Annotated in this window: 15 protein-coding genes; 2 read left to right on the top strand and 13 right to left on the bottom strand. The window is 47.2% G+C overall.

The annotated features are described in order from the left end of the window. Positions 1–12 precede the first annotated feature (12 nt). Entirely contained in the window at positions 13–912 is a 900-nt protein-coding gene (gene gcvA / locus CFF01_RS06980) for a transcriptional regulator GcvA (protein WP_088904323.1), read from the top strand. Positions 913–945: 33 nt separating this feature from the next. Here the strand turns inward: gcvA and CFF01_RS06975 are convergent, their stop codons facing one another. The 6 genes from CFF01_RS06975 to CFF01_RS06950 all read right to left on the bottom strand — a co-directional run bounded on the left by CFF01_RS06975 (position 946) and on the right by CFF01_RS06950 (position 6,468). Next, the gene (locus tag CFF01_RS06975) at positions 946–2,919 is read right to left on the bottom strand and encodes an NERD domain-containing protein kinase family protein (protein WP_088904322.1); all 1,974 of its coding nucleotides are present in this window, start codon (positions 2,917–2,919) and stop codon (positions 946–948) included. 92 nt (positions 2,920–3,011) lie between these two features. Beyond that, positions 3,012–3,398, bottom strand: coding sequence for a ribonuclease E inhibitor RraB (locus tag CFF01_RS06970; RefSeq protein WP_033537700.1), 387 nt, complete (start codon positions 3,396–3,398; stop codon positions 3,012–3,014). 19 nt (positions 3,399–3,417) lie between these two features. Beyond that, positions 3,418–3,648, bottom strand: coding sequence for an RNA-binding S4 domain-containing protein (locus CFF01_RS06965; RefSeq protein WP_033537699.1), 231 nt, complete (start codon positions 3,646–3,648; stop codon positions 3,418–3,420). A 49-nt stretch (positions 3,649–3,697) separates the two neighbouring features. Then, positions 3,698–4,243 (bottom strand): GNAT family N-acetyltransferase, encoded by a 546-nt coding sequence (locus CFF01_RS06960; protein WP_033537698.1) that lies wholly within the window; start codon positions 4,241–4,243, stop codon positions 3,698–3,700. Positions 4,244–4,256: 13 nt separating this feature from the next. Next, positions 4,257–4,535, bottom strand: a complete 279-nt coding sequence (locus CFF01_RS06955) for a peptidylprolyl isomerase (RefSeq protein WP_088904321.1) — start codon at positions 4,533–4,535, stop codon at positions 4,257–4,259. Between the two features lie 91 nt (positions 4,536–4,626). After that, positions 4,627–6,468 carry a DUF885 domain-containing protein gene (locus CFF01_RS06950; RefSeq protein WP_088904320.1) on the bottom strand — a complete coding sequence of 614 codons (1,842 nt, stop codon included), beginning with the start codon at positions 6,466–6,468 and terminating at the stop codon, positions 4,627–4,629. Between the two features lie 79 nt (positions 6,469–6,547). Between CFF01_RS06950 and CFF01_RS06945 the strand changes: the two genes are divergently transcribed. Then, positions 6,548–7,057, top strand: a complete 510-nt coding sequence (locus tag CFF01_RS06945) for a diguanylate cyclase domain-containing protein (RefSeq protein WP_033537696.1) — start codon at positions 6,548–6,550, stop codon at positions 7,055–7,057. A gap of 60 nt (positions 7,058–7,117) precedes the next feature. Here CFF01_RS06945 and CFF01_RS06940 read toward each other — a convergent pair whose 3' ends face one another. The 7 genes from CFF01_RS06940 to CFF01_RS06910 all read right to left on the bottom strand — a co-directional run bounded on the left by CFF01_RS06940 (position 7,118) and on the right by CFF01_RS06910 (position 13,551). Next, positions 7,118–8,365 carry a tetratricopeptide repeat protein gene (locus CFF01_RS06940; protein WP_088904319.1) on the bottom strand — a complete coding sequence of 416 codons (1,248 nt, stop codon included), beginning with the start codon at positions 8,363–8,365 and terminating at the stop codon, positions 7,118–7,120. Between the two features lie 2 nt (positions 8,366–8,367). Then, positions 8,368–8,985, bottom strand: a complete 618-nt coding sequence (locus CFF01_RS06935; protein ID WP_033537694.1) for an energy transducer TonB — start codon at positions 8,983–8,985, stop codon at positions 8,368–8,370. Position 8,986: 1 nt separating this feature from the next. Then, the gene (locus CFF01_RS06930; RefSeq protein ID WP_033537693.1) at positions 8,987–9,391 is read right to left on the bottom strand and encodes an ExbD/TolR family protein; all 405 of its coding nucleotides are present in this window, start codon (positions 9,389–9,391) and stop codon (positions 8,987–8,989) included. 14 nt (positions 9,392–9,405) lie between these two features. Further along, on the bottom strand, positions 9,406–9,933 hold the full coding sequence (locus CFF01_RS06925) for a MotA/TolQ/ExbB proton channel family protein (RefSeq protein WP_081953751.1): 528 nt from the start codon (positions 9,931–9,933) through the stop codon (positions 9,406–9,408). Beyond that, entirely contained in the window at positions 9,933–11,288 is a 1,356-nt protein-coding gene (locus tag CFF01_RS06920) for a MotA/TolQ/ExbB proton channel family protein (protein WP_088904318.1), read from the bottom strand. Before CFF01_RS06920 ends, CFF01_RS06925 begins: the two co-directional genes overlap by 1 nt. Further along, entirely contained in the window at positions 11,288–12,070 is a 783-nt protein-coding gene (locus tag CFF01_RS06915; RefSeq protein WP_033537691.1) for a DUF3450 domain-containing protein, read from the bottom strand. Before CFF01_RS06915 ends, CFF01_RS06920 begins: the two co-directional genes overlap by 1 nt. A gap of 503 nt (positions 12,071–12,573) precedes the next feature. Further along, a complete protein-coding gene (locus tag CFF01_RS06910; protein WP_232479517.1) occupies positions 12,574–13,551 on the bottom strand; it encodes a class I SAM-dependent methyltransferase in 978 nt (325 codons plus the stop codon). Positions 13,552–13,609 lie beyond the last annotated feature (58 nt).

Below are 13,609 nucleotides of genomic sequence, written 5' to 3'. Positions count from 1 at the left end.
CACAGATAAACAATGACACCATTAACGCTACCTCCCCTCAATGCACTACGGGCTTTCGAAGCGGCAGCCAGACATTTAAGCTTTACCCGTGCCGGTGAGGAACTCTTCGTCACCCATGGCGCTATCAGTAAACAGATAAAAAGCTTAGAAACTTACCTTAATGTCAGCCTGTTTCAACGCCAGCACAAACAATTGTGTCTCACCCCTGAAGGAGAGCGCTACCTACGGCACATTAGCAGTGCCCTGCAGAGTATCAGTCAATCCACTCAGGAATTGATCTCACAACCTGTCCTGGCGCAGGCCCTTTCAATCAATGTGTTACCCAGCCTCACTATTAACTGGTTGATCCCAAGGCTAGAGGAGTTTAAGGCCCGCCACCCTCACCTCTATGTGGATCTCTCCATCGGTGACTTCCAGGTCGACTTTACTCAAGATAAATATGATGTAGCGATCCGCAGCGCCACTGCGCGGCCACGCCATTGTCATGTACTAAAACTCATGGATGAAGATCTTTGTCTGGTGTGCTCCCCACAGCTGGCCAAACAGATACACAGCCTTGAAGATATTAACCAGATGACACTGCTCAAGCACACTACGCGACCAGGGCTATGGGCCTTATGGGCCGACGAGGTGGGCTTGAACCTGACCACAGACAAGATGCTCGGCATGGAGCACTTCTATATGCTGAGCCAGGCCGCGGTGAGCGGAATGGGACTGGCCTTGATCCCGCGCTTCTTTATCGAAAAGGAGTTGGCCGAAGGCAGCCTGGTGATCCCCTTATCGACATCATTTATCAGCCCCTATGCCTATTATGTGCTGACGCCCAAGGCCAACGAGCGCCCGCTTAAGGCGCAAGCCTTTATCGACTGGCTATTGGAGATCTTTGCTCCCTATCGCCATGGGAGCAGTTAGACGCAAGGCATCAACTTGCGCCTAAACAAAGGCTTAGTTCTTCAGGAGGTCAGTCACATCGAACGCTTCTAGATAGTTACAACCCGGGGTGATATCCAACTCAAAATTTAACACCTTAAGGCAGGTATCGAAGGTTTTCTCGCCAAACCACTCTCTGTCGAACGCGTGCAGTGCCTTGATAATACCCGCCTGACCACCGTCTCCCTGCAACGTCTCGGGCGTCAGGGTGGCGATAAAACTCGCCACAAGCCCATAGAGATCTTTCTCGGCGTCTCCTTCTGCCGCCCACAACTGAGGATCGGCATATCGACTCGCATAATGACTGGTGGCAATATCCAGCCCGATACCGAAATTCACCAACACGGCCCGATCATCATTGCAGATGATATTTTTCGGGCAGATCGCCCCATGATAAATATCCATCTGATGCAGATATTGCAGCGCCGACAACAGCTGAGTAAACCAGGTCGATGGCTGGCCCAGTTGAATCTCGGTCAGTTCGTCGAGGGATGCCCCCTGTTCCCAGGCGCGGCTGATAAACAGCTCATCACTCTGAGGTAACTGGCCGAAATTAAGCACCTTCTCCACATGAGGATGATAAAGCTTAGATAAACTGCGGTAGAGGCTGCTGAGCATAGACCAATTAGTCTCCACCTTGGCATAGATAGAGATGCCACACGGATAACTGCCCTGCAGATGCCGTGCGCGCCAGAACTGGCTGTGTTCAGTGGCCGCTATAAACTGCTCTAACTGGTAGTGGTGATCTATGATGGCGCCACTGGCGATGGTGATCCGCTGGGGTAAGGTGTCACACACCCCATTGTCGATCAGCGCCGCAATATCGCAGCGTATCATATCCAGATCTGTCATCGCGCCGCTCGCCGCCAGCCTGAACCACTGGTAGACCCTCGGCTGACGTGTTTGCTCGGCTAGCGTCAGGAAACACTTAGCAAAAGCATAAATATCTTCACTGGTATTCAGGTTATCCTTGATGTCGATAAACTCCACATCCCCCTGATCCGATATAAAGATACAGTTGCTGCTCCAACCGCCAACCGTGATACCACGGCGATGGATCTGTTGCAGCCCTGACACGGCACGTCGCAAAATCTCCAAGAGCTGATAAGTAGTCAGCTGCTCATGTTCAAGTACGTCAAGGGGAACACCGCGTGGCATTCTGATGGGCAGGACTAATTGCTCGCCATCTTGAATCAGCGGCGCACACTGAGGCACACCACTACAACCGGCCAAGGTTTGTAAGCGCTTAAACTCATGACGTAGCCGCATCTCATAGCTAAGCGATTCATCGCTATTGTCAAACTGTGTCGGTACCAACACCTTGAGAAGCCATGGCGCGGTCCAGCCCCCTGGATTGTATTCGGCCTGCCATACCTCGAGACCACTTTGAATGAACAGGCACTTAAGCTTAATGAAATCTTGGATCTTATTGTTGCGCTGCTCCACCAAGGCCACCTGACCTATGGTCTCTAACACCATCTGCTTTTGCTCGTCGGTCACCTGATGTTTACGCGGCGCCGTGAGTCCCCATTCCTTGGTTAACGCAGCCACTATCTGACTCGGTGTATAGATGCTCAGGGAGCCCTGTTGCTTCTCCAGTTCTATCTCTTCGCCCTTTCGCCCAGTCACAAAGACCATTCCCTGACACCAAGGGGCATAAACACCAACCGGGATCTTATGCTTGACGTTACCCGCCAGCACCCGCGCCACATAGTTGGCCTTGGCAAGGCTGTTGTCTACCTGTCGACCATCGAGAGACCAGGCGTGCAGCCCAGCATCCAGCCTACCAATATAACCTTTGACGTCGACGACATATACGCCCCATTCGCCAATCACCAGGGCATCGACCTCCATTGCCTGGCCTGACTTAGTGGGGATCTCTACGTTGGTAAGCAAGATATAATTTTCTGGCAACTCATCTGCCAACATGCCAAATGCCCAGCGCTCGGCGTCATTAACCGGCGTACCGAAACTGATCTGTTTTGCCATGGGCTCTCCCTACTTAGGCATTTTTGTTTTATGAGACAAATTTAAAGCATAAAAAAGCCACTAAAAATAGTGGCTTCTCGAATTTTTGGTCATTAGTGCTGACAGTCATCACCGCATTCATGGTCATGATCGGCAAACTCATCATCACCTTCTTGGTGCTGCATCACGCCCCAACCGTCGGTCGCGCCGCCAAATTCGGCAGCAAACTCATTGAGTTCAAACTCTTGATCAACGATCGCCTGATACTCTGGCACCATGTTAATGCATACGATCAGCTCCCACTTACCCAGCTCATCGTTAAGGTGCAACTCTAACTCGCCCTCAAGATCTGACTTTGCCAACTCTTCAACGGCAGATTCCGCATCACGCTGATCTTCGAAGACCAAGAAAAAGTCTACGTCCAAGGCTTTGGTTAAATCTATGCCAGCATCGGCCATAGCCGCTAACATCTTGCCGTTGTCATCATCTGGATACTGCATAATATGACTCCCTCTTTGATTACTCAGCGACTATGGTGACACTTTCGCCGTTATAGCTGACCACCTGTCCGGCAATCACCTTCTTACGTTTACGGGTTTCAACCTCACCGTCAACAGTGACTAAGCCTTCGCTGATCACCACCTTGGCTTCGCCGCCACCAGAGGTCATAGACTGAACCTTTAACACTTTATAAAGTTCGATAAAGGTTTCTCCTGGCAACAACGCCAGGGTTTGAGATTCTGTGGTCACACTAACTACCTTTGTTTAATTTGAACCGGGCGAGTATACCACCTCGGGGCTAGTGCGGGCTATCACCACGCTCACTGGCCAATAGCCCAAAGTAGCAATCATCTACCCAGACATGGTTAAGGCGAAAATTATGTCTTAGGGTGCCTTCATGCACAAAACCACACTTTTCCAGCACCCGCACCGAGGCGAGATTATCGTTAGAACATAAGGCAATGAACTTATGCACTTCATATTGCAGGCAAGCCCAATCGATCACGGCCTTAAGGCTTTCGGTTGCGTAACCCCGTCCTTGACCATTGCGGCTTAACATATAGCCCACTTCGACCTGCCCAAGGCTAACATCAACAGTATAAAAGCCGGTAAAGCCGATGAACTCGCCTGTGGCAATCTCTTCGATCACTAAGGTTAGCCAGGCACCAGACTCGTATCGCCATGGCATAAGCCGCTCGGCAAACTTATCCCGTATAACGGGCTCGCTTTGCGGCGCTCTGACATGGCGATTTTGCTGCTCATCCTGATGAACCGACAAGAAGTCTTGCCAGTCATCAGGTGTGAGCGAGCGGATCCTTAAGTTGTCTGTATATAACTCAAGCATCAACTCGCCTTAATTAACCGCGACTGGTCACTTCGAGCAGATGATAACCAAACTGAGTCTTAACCGGGCCTTGCACTTCATTTAATGGTGCGCTGAAGACCACTTCGTCGAACTCACGTACCATCATACCTGGACCGAATGAGCCCAGATCGCCGCCCTGAGCGCCTGATGGACATGATGAATGTGCCTTAGCCATTTCGCCGAAATCGGCGCCATCTAAGATCTGCTGTTTGATCTGTACACACTCTTCTTCACTGCTGACTAATAAATGACGTGCTGTTGCTTGTACCATGTGGCACTCCTCTAATTTCCCTAAAAATGAATAAAATAAAACCCAGCAAGTATAAAACATTTGCTGGGTTTAAAAAGGCATTCCTCTCAGATTATGCCTTAGCGCCTTGGGCTTTGATCCAACGGTGGATTTTTTGCTCCATTACCGCCATCGGCAGCGAGCCTGAGGTCAAGATCTGGTCATGGAAACCTTTAAGATCGAACTTATTCCCCAAAGCTTTTTCCGCTTCGGCGCGCAGTGCCAATATCTTCAGCTGACCCACCTTGTATGACAAGGCTTGTCCGGGGATCGCCATATAGCGCTCCACTTCGGCGATAATGTCGCTCTCGGCCATCGGCGAGTTATCCTTCATATACTGGATTGCCTGCTCGCGGCTCCAGCCTTTAGCATGTAGTCCGGTATCAACCACAAGACGCATAGCGCGCAGCATCTCATCGGACAGCTTGCCGAAATATTGGTACGGGTCTTCAAACAATCCCATCTCAATCCCCAGATACTCGGCGTAAAGGGCCCATCCCTCTTCGAAGGCAGTATATCCACTAAAGCGTTGGAACTGAGGAACGCCGGTCAACTCCTGCTTGATGGCGATCTGGAAATGGTGTCCTGGCGCCGCCTCGTGTAAAGACAGGGTCGTCATGCCCCACTTGGGTTGCGCCTTAAGGTTAAAGGTGTTGATGTAGAATACACCAGGACGAGAGCCATCTACCGCAGGCGCTTGATAAGAAGCACCTGCCGCAGACTGCTCACGGAAACTCTCCACTGGCTTAACCACATAGTCGGCTTTTGGCATGACATTAAAATACTGTGGCAATTCGGCGTTAATCTTATCTTTCAGCACACCATATCCGTCAATCAACCCCTGACGGTCGCTAAAGAAATACTGAGGCTCTGATGATAGCGAGTCAAAGAATGCCGTGAGATCGCCTTCAAAACCTACCTGAGCTCTCACCTTGTCCATCTCACTCAAGATGCGCGCCACCTCATCGAGGCCAATCTGATGTATCTCATCCACCGACATACTTGTGGTAGTATGAGAATTGGCGAGATGCTGATACCAAACCTTACCGTTTGGCAATCCCCACCAACCGTCACTGGCTCTGGCAACTGGTAGGTAAGTGTCTTGGAAATATTGTTTAAGTGACGTAAGTGCTGGGAGCAGCTCTTTACTGATTAAGTCGGTATATTGCTGGGTGAGCTGCGCTTTTTCTTGCTCACTAAAACTTTCCGGCAACTTGGTAATTGGTGCATAGAAGAGACTTTCACTTGGCTTTTCGACCAGCTGGGCTTCCAGCTGAGGAATAATGCGCTCAACCAAAACCCTTGGCAGCACTACCTTACTGGCGATCCCCTCATCCATGCGCGACTGTGCCAACTTGGTCCATTGAATGAAGCCGCTCAAGCGCGACAACCAGTTTTCGTAATCTTTAACCGTGTTGAAAGGTTGGGCACTCTCACCACTACCCAACTGCACCATGGTGATCACTGTGCTATAGAATTGGTTCATCGGCATAAAATAAGCCGGGAAAGTTTCAGACACTAGAGCCATGTTTCTATCATAGGCAAACATGTCATAGCTAAGCTGCAGCGCCTCAGGTAAGGCATTACGATCTATCGCCTTAACTTCCTTCAAATAGCGACTGTTGAAATCATGACGTGCCTTTAAATACTCTTCAGTCAGACTACCACCAAACTGATCGTTATAATCATTAACACCGACAAAGGTAGCGTACATAGGTTCGAGCTTGAGTAGATCGTCAAAATAACGATCGACTAATTCAAGGTAAACCTGCTCAGCGCTCTGAGTCTGTGTGGCAGAGACTTTCTCTGCTGCCGGCGAGCCCTTTGTCGTTTGACTTGCACTAGTGTCCTTGTCTGAGCAGCCAGCCATGGCTACTAAAGCTGATATCGTCAATGCGAGAAGCGTTTTATTCATTCGAGTTATATCCTTCATAATCTGTGCAAGTGTACGTTGTTTTCTATACTTACCTTAGGTGTATCTGAGGAGCGAGTTAATGATTTACTCATTTAGTAATTCTGGATTCAGAGATCCTGAAACTGGCGTCTACAATCAAACCTACTTTATGGAGGTGTTCAATCGTGAGTGGCACCGCCATATGCGAGAACGCCAGACGCTGGCACTATTGTATCTTTGCCCACACATTCATGAAACAGTAAAGCAACCTCATTTGCTTGAATTATTCATGAAACAGGTTCAAGAAGCGATATTAAGGACCACGGATCTGGTTGCAAGGCTAAATCAGGATAACTTTGCCTTGGGGTTGTTCAACATAGACAGAGAAGGAACCGAAATCGTTATCGGCCGCATCGAGCAGAAAATCATGGCCTTTAACCAGGATTTTCAACGTAAACACAACTACCGTATCGACTATGAGTTGGCTGCCTGCCTTTGCCAGCCAGAGGACGGTCTCAACATCGAAAATTTGTTTGAAGATGTGCGCTCGTTGACTCATACCCTTGAGGGGCAGAAGGAGCATCATACGGCGATGCGCTGTCTCAACTAACTAGATTAAATGACATAAAAAAAGCCCCTCGCGGGGCTTTTTATGTCATAACAACCAGGATTAAAGTGCAACGTTATAGATACGTGCTTTTTCCTTGATATAAGCAAGATAGCTATTAGCTGTGCGCTTAGTCTTCTCATCCTTAGCAGCCTTTAAGCAAGCGTTATACGCTGCCTTGTACTGCTTAGTGCCGAGATAAGCCAGCGCCAATTCAAACTCAACTTCACCCTCGCTCACGCCACCTGCTGCAAGTGCTTTCTTCAGCACTGGAATAGCAGCCTTATGTTGTTCGCGAAGCGTCAAAAGTCTTGCTTGCTTAAGATAAAGTTTACCGTCGTTATTAACGTCAGCAGCTTTACCATAGTATTCAGCCGCTTCTTTTAGCTCTTTCGCATTGTGATAGAAGCCACCCAGGATAGACAAGGTTTTCTCATCTTCCTTGATCAGGCCACTCTTCATATGCTTTTCATAGATTTTCGCTGCACGATACGGTGAACCGTTTTGTGCCAGCAGTTGAGACAGACGTGTAATATTAGCCGCAGTCTCTAAAAACCCATTCATATAAGCTAAGTCATAAGTTGCTAGTGACTTTTCATAATCTTCAGTCATCAAATAAAACTGCGCTAACTGTACCCAAAGACGGCCATCTTGTTGGAACAAGGGAACCATGGTTTCGAGTACTTTAATCGCATTTTTATAATCTTTCTTGTTGAAGTAAGCGGTCAACTTCATCTGGTACAAGCCTTTATCGGGCTTAGTACTGATGGCCAGACCTTTATCAACAACGCCAAGAACCTTGTCCCACTCTTTGAGCTCAGAGTAAGCGATACCAATACGGCGATACACTTGTGCATCTTCCTTACAGGTAAACTTCATCCACTCATAGTAGTAAGGGATAGATTCTTTAAACTTCTTTTCCTGAATCAACAGGTCAGCGTACAAACGCAGGGTAGCACCATGGTCTGTACCACCAAGAATGTCAGCGTCTACAGCTTGCTTCAAATACTTGATCGCTGTACCCATCTGATTTTTTTCGGCATAGAAGTTACCCAACATACGGGCAATATAGGCCTTATCAAAATCATCACGAGGACTGGCTTCAAGCAGAACAGCAATCGCTTCGTCAATGTTACCTTCTTGATAAGCTTCGAAAGACTTTTGGACTTTCTTTGCCGAGCTTTGGCCTACGGCCTTAGACTGGCGCTTCTCAATCGGACACTTTTCAGCGGCGTTTGCGACTGGCGCCATTGTTAGACTTCCACCGATAGCAAACAATAGTGCTGCTGCAAGCGTATTAACTTTTTGCATCTCTATTTGCCTCCATCTAGTTTAAAGTCCAATTGAACAGTCATGCCAGGTTGCTTAAGGGCTTTACCGTCAACAATCTTAGGCTTGTATTTCCACTTTTTCAGTGCGCGCTTAGCTTCTCTATCGAAAATACGCTTTGGATCGGCGTCGATCACCTGCACATCTTCTACACCACCAAGTTCGTTGATGGTAAAGCTAAGTTGTACCCAGCCTTCCTTACCGTCACGTGCCGCAGCAATTGGATACTGTGGTTCGATACGTACGATAGGCGTTGCATCACCGTCACGGGTCATCATGTTGCCCAGCTTAAAGCCGGTACTCGCTGAGCCAGCAACTACACCAGACATGTTGAAAGCCATGTTGGTATCAATGTCAGATGAGCTATCTGGCGGTGGCGTATCTGGTAAAGGTGGCTGCTCAGGCGGTGTAGGTGGCTTAGGTTTTACCCTAGGCTTGTCCTGCACTTTCGTATCCTGTTTATCCATACTGATCTCGATAACTGGAGAATCAGTTTTGGTGTCGGCGCGTTTAGCGCCGCCACCGACCAAGAAGGCCATGAAAACAAACAGGGCAAAAGTAACAGCACCACCAACTAATAATGATACTATTCCTCTCAGCATATTAGTCTTTCCCCGCTGAAACCGATATTTTATCGATACCCGCTTTCTTCACATTGTCCATAACCTTTACAACAATGCCGTGTTCAGCTTCTTTATCTGCTTCGATCAGTACAGCCGCTTCTGGTGCTTCAGCCAGCATACGCTCAACGTTTGCTGTCACACGCTCGATGTCAACCTGACGGTTTTCCATCTTAATCACGCCTGTCTTGCTGACACCAATAAAGATGTTTGCAGACTTCTTAGTTGTCGCTTGAGAAGCTTCTGGCTTGTTGTAGTCAAGACCAGATGGCTTAATGAACGACGTCGTTACGATAAAGAAGATCAACATGATAAACACGATGTCGAGCATCGGCGTCATATCAATTTGCGCTTCTTCTTCTATACTTGAATGCTTTTTACGTGCCATGTTCAATACTCTCTCTAGTGGTGTGGCAAGCTATCTTTGAGCTTTTCTAAACTGATTTTCATTTTTGCATCTAAACGTGTGCTAAAGAATACACCCGATAGTGCTGCGACCATTCCTGCCATTGTGGGCATTGTCGCCATTGAAATACCAGCTGCCATCATACGAGCGTTACTCGTACCATGAACTGCCATCACATCGAATACCTGTATCATACCGGTTACGGTACCTAGTAGACCGATCATTGGACAGATGGCTACTAAGGTTTTGATAATCAGCATACGAGCATTCATATCTTGTTTCGCTTGGGATACCCAAGCTTCACGGATACGGTGTGCATGCCAAGAGGTAGAATCCTCTCGATTGTCCCATGCGGTGATAATGTTCTTGTGCTCTTTTGGCGCAATCAAATTGAGATACCAATAGCGCTCAAGCATTAACACCCACATTAGAAATAGCACTGCCGCAACCAACCAGAGGACGTCGCCTCCGGAGGCCATGAAGCCCCTGACGGAATCCCAGATGTCCATCAGGTATAGCATCATTAGGCGTTCCTCTTCTCAGCGTGCTCGGCAACGATACCCGCACTTTGCTCTTCAAGTACTTGAACAACTGACTTACTACGTGCAATTACGATAGCGTGCATTAGCATTAGTGGAAGTGCAGCAACCAGACCTTGTACGGTTGTCATCAGTGCCATAGAGATACCACCAGCCATTAGCTTAGGATCACCAGTACCGAATAGCTGGATGCTTTGGAAGGTTGCAATCATACCGGTTACAGTACCCAGTAGACCCATCATAGGTGCGATAGCAGCCAGAACCTTGATGATTGAGATACGAGTCTCAAGTGCAGGCGTTTCTTTTAGAATCGCTTCGTCAAGTTTCAGTTCAAGCGTTTCAACGTCAACATCTTTGTTGTCGTGGTAAGCTTTCAACACGCGACCAAGAGGGTTATTACCTGGGTTATCGATGTTCTTACGCTGAGCGTTAACTTTAGCGCCAACAACATACAGAGTCACCAGACGTTCGATAGAGATCAGGGCACCTAGTACCAGTAGACCGATAATGATGTAACCGATAGTACCACCGGCTTCAATACGCTCTTCGATAGTTGCTTTCTGAGTGAATACGTTTAGCAGTACACCACGTGCAGGATCAACGAACAGTTTGTGAACGCCAGAAGTTTGGCCTTCGAAAGCCTTAACGCTTGCTACTTGCTCGCTACCAGGCTGCTGTGAAAGCTGCTGGATAAGACCTAGGTCGGCGTTGTAAACAACATACTGACCATCGGCTAGTAGGTTATAAGCACCAACACGAGTTACCTTAGTGGTGTGAACGTTACCATCGATACCCGTTACCGCAGCATCAAAGGTAACAACCTTACCAGATTCAGCCATTTCAAATAGCTGCTCTTCCCAGAACTTTTCGAGTTCTTCGATTTTTGGCAGTTCTTTACGCGCACCAAGCTCAGCGATGAACGCATCACGACCTGGGTACTGTGCACTAACGTTTGACGCAACAAGCTTACCAGCGAAATCACCGGCTTCACCTTTAACCACACCGAACATTTCACCCAAGTCACCTTGAGCAATCTTACGGTCTTCTTCTAACTGAGCAATTTTACGCTCGTTATCGGCAAATGCTTGTGACAGATCTTTACCGCGCTGTTCTTCAGCGGCTAGTGCAGCCTTTTCACGCTTAAGTAGTGCAGCTTTGTCGCCACGCTCTGCCTGGAACTCAGCTTCACGCTTCTTGTTAACTTGAGCAGCGTTAGCGCGCTCAGTTTGAACTTGCTTAAGTAGCTGATCGATGCTCTTTGGCGCGTCAGCAGCGCTCACCATACCAGCTGTTAAAGATAGACTTGCAGCAACGATTGCTGTAGAGATTAACTTTTTCATTATTGTGCAGCCTCCGCAGCTGGGATTGGTAACGCGAACATATCTGGAGCACCCTGGCCACGAGCCTGGCGAATTGCTTTAGTAATGTTACGTAGGTAGCTATCTTCTAGCTTGTCCCATGCTTTCGTCTCTGGATTGAACATCCAAGCAGACTTTTGATCTAGGCTTTGTGCGTAGTAGGCAACGCGACCAAAGTTGATGAAATCAACCAAGATCTCTTTACCGTCTAGTTGTAGCTTACCGGTTTCAACGTTCAGCTTAGAACCGTATTCGCGCTCGATGTTATAAGCATCAAGAATCAAACGGTACTTTTCAGCCAAAGTGACGTTAGCGGTATCAAGGGTCTCACGAAGACGCTGAATACGTGCTTCACGAGCTTCCTTATTAAATGGCAGATCCAGTGCAACGAACTGCTCAAGGGCATCAACCATCTTGAACATCAAAGGCACAACACCTTGACGTAGCTTATCAACACCGTTGATATCTTCTTGAATCAGTTTCATTGTGGCTTCTTGGTCTGCAACCAAACCAGCCACGTAATCATTGTATGACTTAGTTGACTCACGAGTGTCTGCAACTTGGCCATATTCAAACGCCATATCTTGCGCTTGATCGTAATACTTATCGACTTTCTTCTGAGATGCTGCTGCATCTGTATGAATTTTAGAATCCGCTTTCTGAACGTCAGAAAGTGGATCGGCAACCACTAAGTTACTGCCTGCTAAGGCCAGCGCGCCAATGAGCGCTGTAGCGATTTTAGTTCTATTGCTTACCTTGGACATAGTTCCCAACCAATTTGAAGTGAAAAATAAAAGGTTTAACTTATTGGTAACACGGGTTTTCTGCTTATATTTGCATGAATTCCGCCACCATAAGTGTGCATTTCTCTTGTGATTGTTAGTTATTATCTTCCCTTTTCTACACCGGGTGAGGTGTAGACCCGCAGGCATCATTTCACAAAATGTTGACCTGTGTCAACATTTGGAAACGGCTAAAACTAGCAGAAAAAGCTCTTACGAGGCGAAATTGCTACAAGAGGTGTTTTTTCAAACAAGTCAATATTTACAAATTAAACAAGCCCCCAGGAGTTTAAACATGCGCAAGGCACTAAACACATGAATTTAAAGGGTTATCCTAATTAACAATAAACAAAAGATTAATTAACAAAGTGATAACCAACTTACCTAGGGAAAAGCATGCAAATGCAATTATGTTGCTCCGGCGTTGCCGTGGGAGACATTCGAAACATGATGTACACATATGATCGGTTTAGCCCCCTCCCCTGCTAGACAGTTTTGTTTATAACAATCTTCCATCCTAAAATCTGCCCGTCCTCATTCGCTATTTGACTTAGGCTATAGAGCACAGCGCCATATTCATTGAGCCTAGCCAATAGACTCGCCAAGGCGGATTCGTCGAGTGAAGCGGCTATCAATTCTGACAACCTCTCCTTTAACGTTACAATTTGGGTTTTGGCGAAATTAAGGTATGTCGTCTTTTGCTCCAGAGACCAAAAAAGCCCCCGCTGAAAAAGTGTCGCAACATAGGCTAACAGTTCACTATCTTTCAATGCGTCTTCATCAAACTGAACAAGAGCCGATATGTGTTGATTTAGCTCATGCCGTAGACGCTCACATTCAGGGTCTTGCTTAACTTTTCTCAAATCCTCCGCATCGATTAAAGTGCCCATTTGTGCAACTAAGGCCTCCATTGTGGCAAATACACTCTGGGTTTCATCGCGACTGATTAAAGTTAGAATTCGTCGGTTACGATTTATCACCAAAGAGCGGCTATGATGGGTAACCAGGCTCAAAGCTCCCTCTGGTTTCAAAACACGAATTGCTTCCGGTATAGAGAGTGTTAAGTCTGAATATTCCAAGCCAAACTGAGAGATCACTTGGTCAAAATGATTATTAGCATAGGGCAATGAAGCACAATCAACATGAGAAACCAAGGAAACATCGATATTGTTATTGAGATCTAGCTTGGCAAGATCAGTATTAATTTTGGCAAGATCAACACCTATTACCTCTCCAGGTTTCTGGGTATCAGCAAAAAACTGATTGAGTAAAAGCGGCAGTGCCCCATTGCCCGTCGCGAGATCCAGTACCTTAAAATCATCAGGCAAACATTTAAAATCCTGATGCCATATAGTTTCAAGCACGCCTGAATAGTTTCCGCTAAAGCTGGCGCCGAATGAGGTTAAGTGCCCCTGTTGCCAGTATTCATCCCAATGTTGGCTCATAATGCTTGCCCTTTTCATATTGTTATCTTTATTGGCTTTATTAATACCATAAAAAAAGGCCCTATTAAGGGCCTTT

Source organism: Shewanella marisflavi (assembly GCF_002215585.1).
GTDB lineage: Bacteria > Pseudomonadota > Gammaproteobacteria > Enterobacterales > Shewanellaceae > Shewanella > Shewanella marisflavi.
The sequence above is the reverse complement of the archived record's forward strand: the minus strand, read 5'-3'. Positions and strand labels throughout refer to the sequence as shown.